The organism is Ruminococcus sp. AF20-12LB, from assembly GCF_003478985.1.
Taxonomy (GTDB): domain Bacteria; phylum Bacillota; class Clostridia; order Lachnospirales; family Lachnospiraceae; genus Blautia_A.
Window position 1 is genome coordinate 111,866 of record NZ_QUGH01000005.1, and the last position, 18,809, is coordinate 130,674.

Sequence of the window (18,809 nt, forward strand, 5' to 3'; positions counted from 1 at the left end):
TCCTATTCTTCTTTTTCGCGTACTGTTGGAAGGGAAATAATGGTATTTCCATATTGCCATCCAGGTTTTTCTACGGTAACAGATTTCTTTTCACCTTCATAGCTGAATGGCTCTCCGATGTAGGTGTATCCGGACAGATCCTCTGCTTCTGCCATAAATTCACGTCCGGTAGAGTCAAGTGGGTGAATGCCGCTGTCTTTGATAAAACGAAGCAGCTGTTTGAATACAATTGTCAGTGGAAGAACTTGCGGCGGGATTTTTACTTTGTTTTCTTTTAATGCGGCGAGTCTTCTGTCCACCAGTTCAATACTGTCCAGAAGATGTCCGTAAGATTCGGAGTTCATGCTGGTATAAAAAGATGCAATGGCCGCGTCTTTTGCTTCTGCTGCGGTTTCATCGATGGTTTCATTTAATTCATCCAGCATGGCCTGTACCAGTTCCAGGGAATTTCTGCAGTTATCGTATTTGAACTGAAGCTGCTCGTATTTATCTCCGGAAGCCATCCCTTCCGCTTTGGCAGATTCAGAAAGCACATGCTCTGTTTCCTGAAGGACATCTTTGGCAGATTTTCTTTTCCGCTTCATGCCACTGTTTTTCAGCAGCTGTCCACGCAGGTTCCTGAGCAGTCTGTCACAGTAGCGGGCCCCGAAGGTAAATGCAACAGGCAGATATTTGTCATCTTTCAGATCTGGATCAGCCATAATCATGAAAATAACCATGTACTTTCCAATAAAATAGAGTTTTCCATTTTGGCGGTCGCGCAGATTCAGGTTTTCTGTGAGTTCGGAGAAATTGGATATAGCGTCCATATTTCCATCAAGAGCTTTCTTTAATACAGCCATCTGGTTTTCTACAAAACCGAGCACATATCTTCTGCGGTCTTCACTGTCAAGATTTGTATTATGTAAAGCAGTGCGGTAATCATCATAGGTAATGCCAGACTCTTTCACAAAAGAATCCTGAAGTTTGTAATAAGCATCGTGTGGATGCAGTCCCGGATACAGCAGGCTCCCATAAATGGCAATCCATTCAAAAGTGGATTTATGCCGTCCTCTTCGGTACTCAGACAACTGCTTTTCTGCTATTTCGAGTTCTTCTTCCATTACGGAACGGTAGATTTGATCGTATTTCATTTTCTTTGTCCTCTTTAAATAATATTTTTCACCGTTCACAGACTGTACTGCGTTGAGCGTGGGCTGCAGTTTTTTTACAGCGTGAGCGAGCGGTATCTTTTCTTTCACGGGACGGGTGTGCAGTACATACATGAAATCCGGCATAAGATACTGGATGAATGAAAGTGTTTCCGGAATTGATGCATGAAGACTATAGTTGTCAAAGGGGATGGAAACACATCCTGTCCGTTTTGCTTCCTGGCCAACTACAATACAGTTTTTTGTCGGTATGTTTTCAGTGATATGAATGTTTGGGGTGTATATCTGATATCCCATGTCCGAAAGAATGTCTGCCACTGCCCTGCTCTTTGGTTCCAGGTAAACAGGGAGTTCAGGAAAAACAGAACTCAGGAAGTAAAACAGATCCAGATGTTTCGGTATGCTTCTCGAAACAAGATAGATGCCATCTCCGAGTTTTCTGTGTTCCTGAATGATATCTTTTAGTCCGGAATAGGAAGCCGGTAAGTCCGTGGGAGTGCCTTCACTGAACAGGTTTTCCCACGTATCCTCTTTCTGATAAGCATTCGGAATGTTGATCAGAAGAGTTTTTGGATGAAGCTGTTCCGGAAGGCGCATGCCATTTACCCCAAACATGGAAGCTAAACTGAAATCCCCGGTATACAGAATATCATGATGCCCGGTTTCCAGATGGATCATAACTGCCCCTGGCATATGTCCGGCTGGCAGCAGAGTAATTTTACATCCATGGATGAGAAATGGTTTTGCAACAGGTCGGGTATGGATACGTTCCATAAGGATCTGTGCTTTCCGGTAACGCTCATTTTTGATCTTGTCAATTTCTTTTCGCCCGGATATACGTCCGAACTCCAGAAGCTGCGTATAAATCAGCCTTTTTGAGGCTTCTGTGGTTATAATCTCTGCATTCGGGGCAAGGGAGGCAATCCTTGCGATGGATCCGATATGGTCATAATGTGCATGACTGATGAGGATCAGGTCAAGATCAGAATAATCATTCAGTTCATACAGAAGCCTCTCATAATCTGGGTATAACTCATCTCCTTTCAGCCTGGCTCCGCAGTCCAAAAGAATATGTATACCCTCGATGGAGAGGTAATAGGCTGATGCGCCTATTTCGTTTCCCCCTCCCAGCGGGATAAAGTAATCACTCATGGTTCACTCTCCTTTTCTCATCTACTGAAAACATTAAGCAGAGAATGACAGTGCTGAAAAATCAAACAGATCACCAAGAGAAAAATCATCCTTAGGCTTCAGCGCTTCAATGACATGCTGGAGTGTTTTCTGGCATTTGGCTTCATCACGCACAATTCCAAATAACCCCGCTGTATTTCTTGCGTCCACAAGGGCATCATGCTGGCGTCCGCAGAAGTCTTCTCCTGCGTACATGACCGCGTCTTTTAAGGAAATATTGTGTTCCAGGCCAAGGGTGGATCCATACTCAGCCTGAAAATCAAACCATGTAGTGTCAATGTATTTTTTATCCTGAATGGATAAAGAGATATTTTTTAATTGGATTTCCTTTGAAATCTGGGCAAAATCATTATCGCTCCACTGGATGATCTGAATTTCACCCTGGATACTGTTGCACCAGGAAAAAAACATATGTAAGGCATCATCAAAATAAGGTGCCGATTCCACCATGGATGTTTTAATTCCCGTCAGTTTTTCGTATCTTTTTTCAATGCGGGAATTGAAATATGGTTTGACAAGAGTGACAAAACTGCCAATTTCCTGGTACGTCTCATCCAGCAGGACAGCGCCAATTTCAATTACTTCGAGTTTGCAGATTGTGCGCTCTGCCTTGTAGACAGAAGCAACTGGATTCATTTCAAGATCGATAACAACATATTTCATAATGGTTTCCTCCCTGGTTTTATTTCTCGGAATAGCCTTTATGCGAGGGTATTCCATTGATTTGATAATATGAGCATAACATGGGGATTGGGGCAACTCAATGTCAATATGTTGCGAAAGAGCAGAGGGAAAATGGGGTGTCAGTACGTTACGAAAGGGTGGATATTCAGAAATCTGGATGTGTGGTATAAGAATAGTACAGGTTACTATTGTGGTTTAGATAAGGAGGAATCGAAATGCAGAAGAAACGAAACATTATTCCACTGGTTGAAACTTATAACGAAGTGGATACAGAAAAGTACATCAAATCCTACATGTTTATCAAAGGATTTGCAGTAGCAAAAAACCTGAAGCAGACGCTGATTGCGCTGGCAGTGGCAAGACATTTCCATAATGGCCAGTACCGGAAGGACGGAATGCCGTACATTGTCCATCCGTTAAAAGTCTGCAGTACTTTAATCAATTATGGGATTGATGATGATACAACGCTTGCTGCTGCCCTGCTTCATGACCTGTTGGAAGACTGCAGTGATAAGCTCCCTCTGAAAGGGCGGGAACTGATTACGGAGTACCATCTTTCCCAGGAGGTACTGGATATTATTACACTTCTGACCAAGGAATCCGGGCTGGATGAATACGAGCTAAGCGTGTATTTTAAAAAGATTGAGCGAAACTGTAAGGCATCTCTGATCAAACTTAGTGACCGCCTGCATAACAGCACCAGCCTGTATACGTTTACCTTTGAACGGATGCGTAAGTACATCAAGGAGACAGATGACTTCCTGATCCCGATGGCTTCCTATTGCAAGAATTATTATCCAGATTATACCAATTCCTTTTCCATCCTGAAAAGCAACATTTATTCACTGAACAACAGCATGCGGATCATGATGGAGAAATTTGACCAAGAGAAAGGTGTTGTCGAAAGATCAGATTTTCCAAAGAAAGAGATGCTCAGCAAATAATCTAAAGTCTAGCAGGTGATACTATGTATGAACAGAAATGTCCAAATTGCGGTGGAAACAAAATTGTATTTGAAAATGGAAAGTATCGCTGTACATACTGTGATACTGTCTTTTCTGAAAGGATTGCAGACAAAGCGACCTATAAATATGCTGCCCGCATTTCGCAGGCAGGAGAACATTTAAAAATGAAAAACTATGATCGTGCTTACACGATTGCCAAAGATCTGTCCGATATTCATCCCACGGATCCTGATCCATATACTATTATGCTGCTTTCCATTACTTCTGATCTAACCGATTACCATTTGACAGCAAAAAGCAGAATGGAAGCAACTAAAATATGGGATAAGCTGGAACAGTTAAACGCAATTTCGCAGCCAATGAGAAACTATGCGAAAAAAATACACCAGAAAAAATAAATGCGTTGGAATCGTCTCTTATATGGGACAAATTTTCTGTTGGATTTGGGATTTTCATGCTTATAATTCTTTTTATAAAAGATCCCGAGCACTTTCTGATGCTTTTCATATTAGATATCATTTGTTTGTGCTATTATTGTTGGAAAAACAGAACATTAGAAAAGATTGATTTATACCAAAAGGAAAAGTCAACCAAAAAGATGTATAATCCATTTTGGACTTCGTTGGATGAATTTTGAACACGGAATATCCAATGGTTCCTGTTAAGGCGCAATCCCCGTGTCATGAAATTTTATAAACATGGGGATTGCGCTGTTCTTGAAGAACCATTGCCAACGGATACTTTTATTTTTCATCCGTGATTGCACCATATGTTTTGAAAATACTTTTATCCTCATTTGACAAGTTTGACTCAGAGTGAAGTTTTTCTAATTTTAAACCTTGAATTTTTAATCCCGGAACGCAATGCAATGTACAAATGGGGGTTAATATCATCGATTTATTTGCCTCTGGATGCGGTAATTTCCATATTTTTACAGTTCCATCGGCAGATGCCGTTATTATTCTATCTTCTTGTGGGGCAAAATCCACATATGTTATAATATTTTGATGGCCATTATATTTTTTATAATGAGAACAATGTATCATATTTATAACTCCAGAATTTTCTTTTTTCCATGAGCCTAATATCCTATATGTAGTTTGCCAGTCGTTTGCTCGATATATTTTTATATTTGGGGTTCTAGTAGTTGAAGTAATATAATTGCCTTGTTTGCTGGTGAATATTTCTGTCCCATAGATGCCATTGCAATAGGACCGGTTTAATACGGCTAAGCATTGTTCAGTGTTCCTGTTTAACACTTCTAAATATGCCATATTTTCTACTAAATATAAAAAATCATTATTAAAATCAACATGAACTGCGATTGTACACTTTTCATTGTGTTGAAATAATTGATGTCTTTTAGATTCGTAATAAGGTGAAGTAAAATCGCAAGTCATCGTTTTTATAAATTTTCCGGTATCTGAAGAATATATTTCTAAGGAACCAGAAAAAGTTCCTACCAGAATAGTTTTTCCAGCACTATCATAAAATGTAGCGCAGATTATACCCATTTTATCTCCAGCTAATTTAATTTTGTTTTTTTTATCAAAATTATATATTGCCACAGATGATATATGTTTGTTATATCCAATTCCTAGCAGATAATCTCCATTTGCACTATATGTCAATCTAAGTATTGCGGCATCATGCATCCAAAAAGTATACAGGTAATTCGCTTTCAGTGAATCACACTCAAATTCATACAAAAAAACTCTTCCGTCTATAAGAGAAACTGCCAGCTGTTGTTTTGCTTCATGATATGCCATGTTTGAAGTACATAATGGAAAATTGTCAATTGTTTTTAGACATTTCCCTGACTTGGAATCCCAGATTAAAATACTATTAGTTCTTCCACTAGTAACAATATATTTTCCATTTTTTATAAAAAGAGCTGACGCTATACCCTGGAAACCCATTTTATTAAAGGTTCCAATACATTGCATTTTTTTTGTATCCCATAATTTGGCACTATGATCTGCTGATCCTGTTATAAGGTATGATGAGTTTGCGTTTTGAAATTTCGTAGTATGTGAAATGCTCGCAATGTGTTCTTCCCTTTCTAAAAAGCGCAGTTCGTGGTTCTTATCGTAATCATCATAATCCAGAAAAATTAGTTGACCACTTGCAAAAGAAACTGCAATAACAGAGTCATTTTGAACAAACTTTGCAGAAGAAATAAATCCTTTGGCATCAAGATTAATAGAATGCAACAATACTGCTTTTTCCCAATCATCTGATATTGAAAAAACGTGTATTGTGCCACATTCCATTGTTGTGACCGCCAGTAGATTGTGTTTATTAGAAAAATCCATGCTTACAATTTCATTGCTCAACGCATAATGTTCTAATTCAATTTGAAAAGAAGTTCTTATGTTGATGTTCCATACTTGGATCGTGAGGACTTTGTCCGATATTCCGTTTAATAAAAACCTCTTTCTTGTTGCCATAGCAAAGTGCTCATTATCTGATGAAAAACAAAGGAGATCGAAGCCTCTGCAAAAATCGCTTATATAATGATATGCCGTATAGTTTAGTACATAAAAATTTTTAAAAGTTGCTGTATCATACAATCTGGCTTTTTTCTTATAAAATGCCAAAACAAGATATCTTCCATCAGGGCTAAAGACAGCATTGTATGAATTAAACCTTTTTACAACCTCGAAAGTATGGATATCTAAAATTTCAGTTTTCTTACGGGTAGAAACTGCAATATACTTCTCGCTTGTAGAAAGGTTATATATTGTGGCACGATATTTTTTTATCGTTTTGATGTAAGTGCAAGTTTTGCGGTGCCATAGAGACAGCGTTCCATCTTCTCCTGCTATAAAAACGTAATCACCAGATTTTGAAAAAGCAGTTTTATAAATTTCCCCACAATTAATTTCTGAAACCAAATTATTAGAATTAACAAGACACCCAGTCATATTTACGTCGTTTATATCAATATCATTGAAATAACAGTTACGTAAATCAAGACAGGACAAATCTAATCCATTCAGAGTATGCCTGGAATAATATATGATTTTTAATAAATTTTTCACGCCATATCCGACCACGTCATTATTTGGATAAAAATAATTACGATACAAATTTATTACGTTGATTATTAAAGCCCGAATTCCATTAGCAGGCGTGATATCTTTCCATTCTTTTCCATTTTTTTCAGGAAGATTAAGATGCTCTTTCGCTATCTCTCCAATATAATGAATAACACTTTGGCTGAGCAGGCTGTCATTAATATTCATTAAATATTGCAAGCAGGCTGCTTGATTTAAACCATTTTTTGAAATGAATACAGCCATTTTCATATCTGTAATAATCTTCATCGCAGCAAAAAAATCCCTGATGTGCTGATGAATAAAGCTGTAGTTTTGGTCAGTGGCATATAATATGCCTAAAGAATACACGCAGTATCTTGCAATCACTGCTGCATAGTCATGCATAGGCTCTTCTAAATCAAGCATCTGTTCTGCATAGGTTTTTGTATTTGGAACAGCATCTTCTCCTGAAAGATAATCTTTGAAATACATTCTGCCATATTTACCACAGATATCTGTTTCCTTCTCTCCCTTTAGGACAGAATCTATCACTCGCTTGAATGTGGAAAGGTCAACTGTATACAGATCATTTTTTTCCATATACCATCCCAGTTCCGGCAGCAGGAAGTCCAGGATGAACCATTGCATTTTCTTGTCAATACAATTGGTATTATAACTATCTCCAGCTTTTTTATGATCCGCACTTATTTCTATGATGCGGTTACGGGCTGTGTATTTTAGACCACATTCACTATAAAAGGAATATAAAATTTCTCCAGGGGTAGAGACATCTCCATGATCATATAACTGACTGTAAAACTTCAGGAATAATGGGACTTTCAAAGTTTTCATGAGGCGGCTGTTGTTTTTAATTTCATCAAAAGAAATGCCATAGGATGTTAAATAATTTTCTATCATATCAGGGCTGAGTCCTGTTAAATAAAGGCGTTTAAAGAAATCATCCAGAGCAGGCAGTGTTTCATCAGCCCTGCTGGTAATAATGGCTGTGATATTCTTATGCTTTTCTAAAAGTTCCTTGATTTCTTCAACAATCAATTCTGAAGGAGTTCCCAGATACTTGCCTTCTTCTGTAGACAGCTGTTTCTTTGACACTTCATTTAATCCATCCAAAAGTAACAGATACTGCGTATGACCTTCACCGGCACGCAGAAGCTGCTCAACACTTTCCAGGATGGAAGTATCTTCTCTTTCCATGATTCGTGACATTTCTTCAGCATTTTCAGAAAGAAGGTATCGTTTGTCCACAGAGCCAAGCAGCATATACAGATACCTTTGAATAAAAGTCGAATGGGAAGCATGATACGCGCTGCAGTAGTCTGCCGGGGCTTTGGAAAGTTCAACAAATAAAGGAATTATGTTTTTTCCATTTTCTTCTGGGTGGTAGGCATTATCCCTGTAGGTGTCTTCCATAATAGAGTTTAGAGCAGTGGTTTTCCCTATACCGCCCTCTCCAATCAGATACATATTATGAAGAGTTTCCTTATGGGCAAGAATTTCGGACAACGGTTTCACATCAGTAGTATCTTCTGGATCAGCAGATACGCGGATTGGAAAAACAGTCATATGGGAAGAATGGACTGATAATGGCATAATTTTCTTATTAATAACAAGATCTGCAAAACGACGGCCTTGCTTCTGATTTTCTTGATACCATAATTTTCCGGCTTTCCATGCAGTTTCCGGTTGTAGGAATCTGTTTGCCTGACGTTGCCGTTGGAAATTCGCAGCCCCGCTATGGATAATATTCCGGGATGGGAGACTAATGTCTGACGACATCTGTGATCTGCCTGGCTGTGCCACTGCTTTTCGGGAAGAATAATAGTTATCCCTGGTTGCTCCAGGGACATAATCCGGATTTTTCATCAGCCGACACAAATCTTCCTTCATCTCTTCTGCTGTCTGGTAACGGAAATCAGGATCATATTCACAGACGTTTGACAAAATTTTTTTCAGGCCTTCCGGGACCTCTGATTCAAGCTCCGGAAGTTTTTTATCATCTATTCTCTGCTCATAATGACTGTGAATCGGAACGGTATCTGCCAGTTCATAAAGAACCAGGCCTAACGAATAAATATCACAGCGGTGGTCAACGCTTGCATTTCCATTTGCCTGTTCAGGAGCCCAGTAATTCCGGGTACCTTCCTGGAAAAATTGAGGGTAATTCTCTTCTCTTGCAATTCCAAAATCACCAAGACAATAGTGTTCATTAAACCAGAAAATATTTTCAGGTTTAATATCTTGATGGAATAAATTATTTTTATGTATCCAAATAAGGGCATCACAAAGGTCTATACCGATAGTAAGGATCTTTGCAAGATTTTCTGGCTCTTTTTGAGGCATCGCTTGTTTTCGATATTTATAAGTACCAACCATATCCGTCATGCATTTTGCAAGCGGCATTACAATCGCATAATCTACGCCGATCCTGTTAAACCTGTCGCATTTCCATGAAAGACGTGTAGCAGTTCCGGTAAAGGGGATTATATTGGCATTTATATTGGAAATATTATTAGAACTTCTTAATTTTGCCCAGTTGGATATTTCACGGAAAACATTGTTGCCAATGCGAATATCCCTTTCCACCATATCATTCAGCCTGGTCATTTCATCATTCAGATTTTTTGTATTGCATTTTTTTGTAACACAGCAGATCAGTTTTACAGCGTTGTTGTTTATTTGATAAACAATTGTCCGTCCACCGGATCCGGTACCAAGCTCTTTAATAGTATCGGTTCTGAAAAAATCTTTCACTGCCTCCTGTTTTGCCTTCCGTATTGCTGATTTTTCACCATCTTCAAATTCTTTCAAAGAATAATTATAATTTATTTTTTCAAACATATCGTGCTACCTCATAATTGTTAATGAAAAACAGCCCCATATACTTTCAACATATTCAAATCATGTTCGGTTAAGGTTGATTCTGCATGTAAATTATCGATTACAGTGTTTTTTACTTTAAGGCCTGGTACGAATTCTATAGAATGTAAGCATTGCGGCAACATGTTATACTGTCCTTCTGCTCCTTCTGTGTCGCAGGTTAAATCCCATATTTTTACAGTTTTATCATGGGAAGTGGTTAATAATTGGTGTTTATCGGGACTGAATTCCATTCCTGTTATTGGCTGCGTATGGCCTTCTTTCGTGTTGTAGATTAAACGGTAAAATTTGTTGGCAAATTCCTTATCTTCAAACCTCCATGCACCTCTTATGTTATATTTGCATTTCCAATCTTTAATATTATCGGAAAAACATAAGTCGAAAGAATCCGTTTTCTGTATGTCAGACATTCTGAAAATTTTTATATTTGGACCACATGTTGAAAAAGCAATGTAGTCACCATCGGATGATATCGCTAAATTATAGGCCTCCGCATTAAATGCCTTTAAAATAGCAAGACACTTTTTGGTAAAAGTACTCCATAATTCAACTCGTCCTCCATTTCGAGCAATATATAAATATTTGCCATCCGAGCTGTACTCAATAGCTACAACACGTTTCATAGGTCGTTCTCCTGCAATGTTTTCTGACTCTTTGTAAAGCCTGTGGAGAATGTTTTTTCTATAAGGTTCATAATATGCATGGTCAATTTTTTTAAATGATCCAGTGTAGGAATCTAAGTATCCTATTGAATCAGCATTTCGCAGACTTACAAGAACGGTATCTCCACCAGGGGTAAATGATGCGCCCATTCCCCTGAATGAATAATCTATGGATAAATGCGTTGTGTTTTGTGGCATCTCCTGAGTTTGTTTTATAGTATCTGTACATATCCTGCTTATTTTATTCAAAACAATCAATTTTTTAGATGGGATATCATAGATACATAAAAACTCACCCAGATAAGAAAGCGTTAAGAGTTTATTACCATCAGGGCTGAACTTAAATTCGCTGATATAAGTATCCATCATTTTTACTGTTTCCTGATGAGCAAAAATGCCATTCAGATAACGGTACAGTGCAACAGATCCATTATCCAATACAACTGCAAGCTGCTTAGTTTTTTCATGATACGATACTTTCCATGTCTCTTTCCATGTGTAATGTTCTAAGGTACCAATTCTATCAACATATTTACCCGTGGCTGGATCAAAGATTTGCAGTTCCCTGCTGTTGCCTGAAATAACAATATATTTTCCATTTAGAATGTAACAAGCAGATAAAGTCGAGCTTATATCTCCTTTATGTAGTAAAGAAATACACTTTTTGGTTCGTAGATTCCATATTTTTACTTTACAGTCACTGGAGCCTGTTAATACATAACTCGTACTATTATGGACATATTCAGAAATACTGTTTATAGAATCGTCATGTCCCGTCAGGTGCCAGCAATTATTACTAATATCTTGAGGAGAATTTAATAATGTTTTAAAGTTACATAGAAACAGGTTTCCATAGTTACTTCCGATTAACACATATTGTCCATTTGATACGAATTGAATACAAGTTATTTGTGATATTTCGTAATCCAGAGCACTCATAAGTTGTACATTTTGAATCAAGTGCGTATTCCCTGTATTCTGATCAAATTCATACAATTTAATAATATAAGATAAACAATCTACAGCCAATAGATATTTTCCATCGGGGCTGAAAGCAATACCAGTGTTTCCATAATCACTTTCGTCAATATCAGTTATATGCATACCGTTTTTTGTGGACCATAATTCTATAGTCCTTTTTGATTGAAAAGAAACGTTAAGTGTAAAGTAATTACTATCGGGAGAAAAAACATACTTTGAGAAATTTGGGATGCCATCTATATAAGAGTTCCTGACAGTATGTGATAATTTTTTTATCAAAGAAATTTCGCCATCATTTATACTCACTAGCCGTGCTTTTTTCATATGATACAACAAAAGAAGATATTTTCCATTAGGGCTAAATAACCCATAATAAGCGTTGAATTTTCTTTTTACTTCATACGTATGAATGTCAAGGATTTCTACATATGAACTTGTTGAAACAGCAATATAATTTTGTGACATAGAAAGACTGTTGATTGGACAGTCATATTTTTTTACGTCTTTAATACATTTTGCTGTTTTCAAATGCCATAATTTCAACTTTCCATCACGTCCACCAGTAAAAACATTTTTTCCAGAAGGCGAAATTAATGCTCTTGTAATAACGCCATCATGTCCACTCGGAAATAAAGTTTCATGGTAGATAAGAGAATCTGATAAATCAGCATCATATAATTCGATACCATTGAGCGAACAATTTCTTAGATCCAGAGCTTTTAAATCCGTTGCAGCTAAAGTCTTTCTTGCTGTGTACATGATTTTCAAAAGATTCCAAACCCCATATTCTGTGCTGCCTTGATGCGGAAAATAATTTCGAAATAAATCCAATATACTGGTTACTAAAACACATCCATTATCTGAAAAATAGATATTGTCGGAGTTTTTTGCCTTTATATTCCATTTTCCATTAACAAAATCTGGTGCATTTTTATATTCACCCAGTATTTCCCCTATAAACCGGATAACATCTTCACTCAGCAAATCTTTATTCAAGCAATTTAAACATTGACGCCCTTTTTCTTTGTCATTGTCCAAGCAGTTTATATAGTAAGCCATTTTCATATCTGTAATAATCTTCGTTGCAGCAAAAAAATCCCTGATATGCTGATGAATAAAGCTGTAACTTTGATTATTGGCATACAAGATACCTAAAGAATAAACACAATACTTGGCTATCATAGATGCGTAATTATCATCAAGAGGCCCTCTTAAGTTAAGTAACTGTTTTGCATATGTCTGCGTATTTGGAGCAGGATCTTCTCCTCTCAGATACTCTTTAAAAAATTTCCTTCCATATATACCACAGATATCTGTTTCCTTTTCTCCCTTCAGGACAGAATCTATCACTTGTTTGAATGTGGAAAGGTCAACTGCATACAGATCATTTTTCTCCATATACCATCCCAGTTCCGGCAGCAGGAAATCAAAAATAAATCCCTGCATTTTTTCATCAAGAGAATTGGTCTCATATCCGTCTCCTGCTTTTTGACGGTCCATCTTGATTTCAGCAATCCGGTTGCGGGCAGTATACTTGGTGCTGCGTTCACTGAAAAATGAGTAAAGAATCTCTCCCGGTGTAGAAATATCTGCCGTGTTATACAGTTCTCCATAAAGCTTCAGGAAAAGCGGGATTTTTAATGTTTCCATAAGCCGACTGTTTTTATTGACCTGTTCAGAGGAAATCTTACATCCGTCCAAATATTCTTTAATAATATCTTCGCTGACACCGGTTAAAAAAAGGCGTTCAAAGAAAGCATCCAGATCACTCAAAGTCTCATCCGCTCGGCTTGTGATAATAACAGTAATATTCTTATGTTTTTCCAGTAGTTCTTTTATTTCCTCCACAATCAGTTCTGACGGAGTACCAAGGAAATCTTTTTCTTTCGTAGAAAGCTGTTTCTTAGAGACCTCATTTAACCCATCCAGAAGCAGGAGATACTGTGTATGTTCCTCATCCGCACGCAGAAGCTGATCAATGTTTTCCATAATGGAAGTATCATCTCTCTCCATAATTCTTGACATTTCTTCAGTATTTTCAGAAAGAAGGTATTGTTTGTCTACAGATCCAAGCAGCATATACAGATATCTCTGAATAAAAGTTGAATGGGAAGCATGATACGCACTGCAGTAATCTGCCGGGGCTTTGGAGAGTTCAACAAACAAAGGGATTATATTTTTCCCATTTTCTTCTGGGTGGTAGGCCTTATCTCTGTAAGTGTCTTCCATTATAGAGTTTAGAGCAGTGGTTTTTCCTATACCGCCCTCTCCAATCAGATACATATTATGAAGTGTTTCAGGATATTTCAGAACTCCAGACAACGGTTTCAAGCCTACAGTCTCTTCCGGATCTGTAGACACGTTAATTGGGAAATTAATCGCATTGGAAGAAACTGCAGATAATGGCATAATAGTCTTGTCAATATTAAGACCTGCAAAACGGCAACCTGTTCTCCGGCTTTCTTCATACCATAATTTCCCGGCTTTCCATGCAGTTTCCGGTTGAAGGAATCTGTTCGCTTGGCGCTGTCGTTGGAAATTTGCAGGCCCACTTCTCATAATATTCCGGGATGGGAGACTAATGCCTGACGACATCTGTGATCTGCCTGGCTGTGACGTTGCTTTTCGGGAAGAATAGTAGTTATCCCTGGTTGAGCTAGGAACATAATCCGGATCTTCCATCAATCTGCATAAATCTTTCTTCATTGCTTCTGCTGTCTGATAACGGAAATCCGGCTCATATTCACAGGCGTTTGACAGAACTTTCTTCAGGCCTTCCGGGATATCTGATTCAAGCTCCGGAAGTTTTTTATCATCTATTCTCTGCTTATAATGATTATGAACCGGAACGGTATCTGCCAATTCGTAAAGAACCAGTCCCAGCGAATAAATATCGCATCGGTGATCAACTGACGATCCATTTGCCTGCTCTGGAGCCCAGTAATTCCTGGTACCTTCCTGAAAAAACTGAGGACTATCTTCTTCTCTTGCAATACCGAAATCCCCCAGGCAGTAATTATCATGATACAAAAAAATATTTTGTGGCTTGATATCCTGATGGATAAGTTTGTTTTGGTGCATCTGCATCACAATAAGAGCATCACAGAGATCAATACCGACAGTAAGGATTTTGGTAAAATCTTCTGGTTGTTCTTTTGGAATATCCTGTTTCTGAAACTTATAAGTATCCATTTCATCAGTCAGGCATTTTGCCAAAGGCATCTGAATTGCATAATCTACCCCAATTCTGTTAAAGCTGTCACATTTCCATGAAAGACGTGTGGCAGTTCCAGTAAAAGGGATTATATTAAGCTTACCTGCAGTATTGTCAGTTATGCTGCTTAATATGGTCATGTTTATCATTTCACGGCAGAAATTTTTGTTAATATTAAGGTTTTCTGCAATTAAGCAATCTAATTCCGTCATTTTGCTGTTCAGGTTTTCACCGTTACATTTTTGGGTAACCCCACAAATCAGTTTTACCGCATAATGGTTTACCTGATAAACGATTGTCCTGCCACCAGATCCGGTTCCGAGTTCTGTAATGGTATCAACTTTGAAGAATTCTTTCACAGCTTCCATTTTTGATTTCCGGACTGCTTTTCTCTCGTTTTCATCTTTTATTTCTGTCAAAGAATAATTGTAGTTTTTATTTTCAAATACTCCCATATCATTCTTCCTCATGTTTTTTTAATATATTTTAATTTGTATCACTGAAAGGTCATCCTGTGAGCCAGAGGAACTGGCAGAATAAAGTAATGGCACAGTTGCAAAAAGTTCTGTATTTTTTTGTATAACCGCCCGAATAGCATAGTTACTGCATACGGAAGAAATCCCATCGGTCATCAAAAAAATCATATCATCCTGTTTTAGTGTAATCCATGTGGTTTCTAATGGATGAAACTCATAGCCATATGCATCCATTCCAATGAAAGCTGTTAATTTGTTAAGATCTGACTTGTACCGTGGGTCATCTTTGGAATACAGTCCATTTTTAACTGATAACGCCGCTTTAGACTGATCTTCTGTCATCTGGAAAAGGATTTTATCCCGGTATAAATATCCCCTGGAATCACCGGACCAGAAAAATTGTGCCGATTCTTTTTCACGATCCAACACGCAGACTGCTGCTGTTGTGCCAAGAATCATATGAGGACTCCGGATAATCCTGTTATTGGCTGTTTGAAAAGCATCCGAAATCATGCAGGATACTTGTTCCGGAGAAAGCTTGTCATTTAGTTTCATATGTACGTTATAGAATTCTTCTGCTGCATACAGGGAAGCATATTCCCCATAAGGACCGCCGCCCATCCCATCAAATACTGCAAACAGGCTGTACCGGCAACGGTTGGTGGCTGTAAAGGAAAAAGAATCCCTGTCTGTGTCGCATTCCTTTTTATAATGGGAGCCAATGAGGAAATTGTCTTCATTATTTTCATGGTTAGTTCCTCTGCATGTTTCACCAGCAGCAGAAAAAGAAAGTTTATAATTTGGCATATAAGATAAATGATCCTCCTACTATAAATATATATTTATCATCATAAATAAAACGGTATGTTTTAGCATTTTCCAGCAATAATTCATTTTCAAGAGAGATCAGGACGTTATCATCATTAATCAAGAAAAAATTATTTCGAACATCTTCAGAAGTATCCAACTGGTATGCTTGTTTCGATTCATTATAACTGAATGTAAGAAAATCATATGGAACGTCATCCAATTCTATTTCCCTCCCCATACCACTTCCGTTGATTCTGATGGTCTCGGTTTGCATGAAATAAAAATCCCAGTTATTTTTATGGGCAGATAAAAACATAAATACTACAGGAAAGATTTTTTCAGGATCTGCAGGATCTTTTCGCATAAATGAAAACACATTAGGTAAATTTCTTTCCATGGAAATGGGAAAAGTTTCCTCAAAAATACTATGATTATTGAATTGGGTTGGAAGTTCGTTCAAATACTCTGTATAATATAGGTTTTGATAGAGATAAGTGATTCTTCCTTGGCTTATTTGCATATCCATGTTTTGTAGTGCAGAATATGGACGGAAAGATATGTTTGTTTCATATTCCAGGTCTTTCTTTTCAAGGATATACGATTTTCCCTCTTTGAAATAGTCAGACTCATTATAATAAGCAAAATCTCCATCAAAAATGCAAAGATAACTCATAAACTAGTTTCTCCTTTTAAAAAATATGATATTTTTCTAAAATTATATTAAATATTTTCTGAAATCGTTATCTTTTAAATAAAAAGATGTTTTCCTTACCAAAAAATCAAACATTACATTTTCCGGATACAGAGAAAGTAACTCCTTAGAATAACGGAATGACATTGGGCGTACAATCTGTAGTTTCTTTAAACAAATGGTTTTTTCAGCAGGTTCAAGGGGTTTCTTAGTTTTGCGTCGTTGATTTTTTATCACATACCTGAAATTCACTTTGATTACAAATAGATTTTGACATGCATTTGATTCAGGATTTGGTCTGGATTTTCTAACTGCTTTGTCTGTACTGGTAAGTATCCTTTTTAAACTTTCGTTATCTGCTCCTGCCAGAGGTTTAAATTGAAGAATATCGAAACTTTTTGTTGGATATATAACAGCAGCTACAGAAATAGATCTGATCCAGCCATACCTCCGCAAAGATTTCATAGCGGTAATAGCATCTGTGAAATCCATATATTCCTTATCATATTTAGAAGGATAATTTGAAAAACGTTGAAAAGCAGATATTGCTTCAGAGAAATCCTGCTTTGTAATTCCATAACAATTGCTGTAAACACTTGTAAATTGGTCAATAAGATCTTGGGATGACACTTCGCATATATATCCAGTAGTATTATCAGATGCTGTCATAACAATGTTTTCAATAAAATTTCTTGCATACAAAGGAGGTTCCTGTGCCAGATTAAGAAGGTTGTTGATTCCTGCTTTACTGCAATTTAATATGAGCCCCATAGTAATAATGTCATTGCGGCTGAAAATACGTTCCATATGTTTGTGAATTGGCTCGGGGACTGTTTCCTGCTTTTTAGAATTTTTTTTCTGCTTTTTTGGTCTTTTTACAATTCCGAATGCGGCATATAACAAATTACTTAGACTGGACGGCCACTTGTCAATCTCACCCTTTGGAGTCGAGTGTGTTCCGTTAGTTTTTGCGGAAAATCGTAGAGCACTGTTTGTCAAAGCACGAATAGAATTCTGAGAGGCATCAAGTTGGTTGTTTTTGCAAATGCAGTATTTATCAGTAAACAGTATTGCAAGATTTCCATTTAACATATTGTAAGAGGAAATAAAATGCGGAACATACTTTTTAAAATATTCAATAAAACTGGACTGCTCGAAATTCAAGTTATTGAGTTCATAAAGCAGACTTGTGGTTGATACATCTTCGCTAGTTTCTTTATTTTTTTCGGAATCTATCTCTAGTTGTGCGGTTATTAACAGATGATAGTCTAATTTATCAATGAATTCCTGGGCTGTTGCGAATGAATAACATTTATGTCCAAGCATGAATATGTAGACCATATCCTGCAAAGAGTTCTGTAAGGTGGCACTGGATGAAGTTCCTTTCAAATACAGCTTATGCATACCGGCACATTCCAAAAGTTTATTTGTTTCTTCAAGTGTACATTTTGCCCAGAAAGCTAGTTTTATAACCTTGACTCTGTCATATGGAACGGATCCACCACGCCACTGGTCAATTACATTGCGGGTAAATTTTCCACCACCATAACATTTGGAAGCCATATCGCCAAGAGCCTGCCTTGAAAGAGAAAAATTTTCCAGTGTTTTATTTCGGAAATATCTTTCATAAATAGTTCGATCTTCATCATCAGAAATTGAATCTTCTCCAAATTCGTGATTTACAAATATTTCTCTTTCGTGAAGGTCTGTAATTGAAAAAATATCAGAGATAATTCCTTTTTTTATTGTTTTTCCAGGAATTTGAAGATTATCATCAATTAAGTGATCTACAGCTTTTGCCCATCTTTGAGATGTATCCCAGCAACTGTCTAAAATTTCTTTCTGATAATCTTCAGGGTACATACATTCATTACGGCTGATTATCCCATTCTGAATGGTATCATTAAGTTTTTTTGTAACATCTGGTTTTTGAACTGATATTGCTTTTTCTATAAAAAGATCTTTACAGTATTTGCAATCACACTTATCTTTCGTATTCATACATGATGTTCTCCTCTAATAATCTCTTGTTATACATCGGACAA

The 18,809-nt window shown here is 37.2% G+C and carries 9 protein-coding genes; 2 read left to right on the forward strand and 7 right to left on the reverse strand.

Features of this window, described 5'->3' with window-relative positions:
• Positions 1 to 2 precede the first annotated feature (2 nt).
• Both DWX61_RS08225 and DWX61_RS08230 read right to left on the reverse strand, forming a co-directional pair.
• Positions 3 to 2,303 (reverse strand): MBL fold metallo-hydrolase, encoded by a 2,301-nt coding sequence (locus DWX61_RS08225; protein WP_118624716.1) that lies wholly within the window; start codon positions 2,301 to 2,303, stop codon positions 3 to 5.
• A 33-nt stretch (positions 2,304 to 2,336) separates the two neighbouring features.
• Positions 2,337 to 3,005, reverse strand: coding sequence for a 3'-5' exonuclease (locus DWX61_RS08230; protein ID WP_182433968.1), 669 nt, complete (start codon positions 3,003 to 3,005; stop codon positions 2,337 to 2,339).
• A gap of 236 nt (positions 3,006 to 3,241) precedes the next feature.
• On the opposite strand from DWX61_RS08230, the gene DWX61_RS08235 reads away from it, so the two are divergent.
• Positions 3,242 to 3,970: an HD domain-containing protein gene (locus tag DWX61_RS08235; protein WP_118624720.1), complete on the forward strand. Its 729-nt coding sequence runs from the start codon at positions 3,242 to 3,244 to the stop codon at positions 3,968 to 3,970.
• A gap of 23 nt (positions 3,971 to 3,993) precedes the next feature.
• On the forward strand, positions 3,994 to 4,389 hold the full coding sequence (locus DWX61_RS19685) for a TFIIB-type zinc ribbon-containing protein (protein WP_118624722.1): 396 nt from the start codon (positions 3,994 to 3,996) through the stop codon (positions 4,387 to 4,389).
• A 345-nt stretch (positions 4,390 to 4,734) separates the two neighbouring features.
• On the opposite strand, the gene DWX61_RS08245 is transcribed toward DWX61_RS19685, so the two are convergent.
• The 5 genes from DWX61_RS08245 to DWX61_RS08265 are packed head-to-tail and all read right to left on the reverse strand — an operon-like array spanning position 4,735 to position 18,765.
• Positions 4,735 to 9,891 carry a protein kinase domain-containing protein gene (locus tag DWX61_RS08245; protein WP_118624724.1) on the reverse strand — a complete coding sequence of 1,719 codons (5,157 nt, stop codon included), beginning with the start codon at positions 9,889 to 9,891 and terminating at the stop codon, positions 4,735 to 4,737.
• 20 nt (positions 9,892 to 9,911) lie between these two features.
• Positions 9,912 to 15,242, reverse strand: a complete 5,331-nt coding sequence (locus tag DWX61_RS08250) for a protein kinase domain-containing protein (protein ID WP_182433969.1) — start codon at positions 15,240 to 15,242, stop codon at positions 9,912 to 9,914.
• Positions 15,243 to 15,263: 21 nt separating this feature from the next.
• Positions 15,264 to 16,070 carry a PP2C family protein-serine/threonine phosphatase gene (locus tag DWX61_RS08255; protein WP_118624728.1) on the reverse strand — a complete coding sequence of 269 codons (807 nt, stop codon included), beginning with the start codon at positions 16,068 to 16,070 and terminating at the stop codon, positions 15,264 to 15,266.
• Positions 16,057 to 16,746 (reverse strand): hypothetical protein, encoded by a 690-nt coding sequence (locus DWX61_RS08260; protein WP_118624730.1) that lies wholly within the window; start codon positions 16,744 to 16,746, stop codon positions 16,057 to 16,059. Before DWX61_RS08260 ends, DWX61_RS08255 begins: the two co-directional genes overlap by 14 nt.
• Before the next feature lie 42 nt (positions 16,747 to 16,788).
• Complete coding sequence (locus tag DWX61_RS08265) at positions 16,789 to 18,765, reverse strand: hypothetical protein (protein WP_118624732.1); 1,977 nt, start codon at positions 18,763 to 18,765, stop codon at positions 16,789 to 16,791.
• Positions 18,766 to 18,809: the final 44 nt, after the last annotated feature.

Bases quoted from the DNA above. Each gene is read 5' to 3' on its own strand.
- DWX61_RS08225 (WP_118624716.1), bottom strand. From the start codon at position 2,303: ATGAGTGATTACTTTATCCCGCTGGGAGGGGGAAACGAAATAGGCGCA.
- DWX61_RS08230 (WP_182433968.1), bottom strand. From the start codon at position 3,005: ATGAAATATGTTGTTATCGATCTTGAAATGAATCCAGTTGCTTCTGTC.
- DWX61_RS08235 (WP_118624720.1), top strand. From the start codon at position 3,242: ATGCAGAAGAAACGAAACATTATTCCACTGGTTGAAACTTATAACGAA.
- DWX61_RS19685 (WP_118624722.1), top strand. From the start codon at position 3,994: ATGTATGAACAGAAATGTCCAAATTGCGGTGGAAACAAAATTGTATTT.
- DWX61_RS08245 (WP_118624724.1), bottom strand. From the start codon at position 9,891: ATGTTTGAAAAAATAAATTATAATTATTCTTTGAAAGAATTTGAAGAT.
- DWX61_RS08250 (WP_182433969.1), bottom strand. From the start codon at position 15,242: ATGGGAGTATTTGAAAATAAAAACTACAATTATTCTTTGACAGAAATA.
- DWX61_RS08255 (WP_118624728.1), bottom strand. From the start codon at position 16,070: ATGCCAAATTATAAACTTTCTTTTTCTGCTGCTGGTGAAACATGCAGA.
- DWX61_RS08260 (WP_118624730.1), bottom strand. From the start codon at position 16,746: ATGAGTTATCTTTGCATTTTTGATGGAGATTTTGCTTATTATAATGAG.
- DWX61_RS08265 (WP_118624732.1), bottom strand. From the start codon at position 18,765: ATGAATACGAAAGATAAGTGTGATTGCAAATACTGTAAAGATCTTTTT.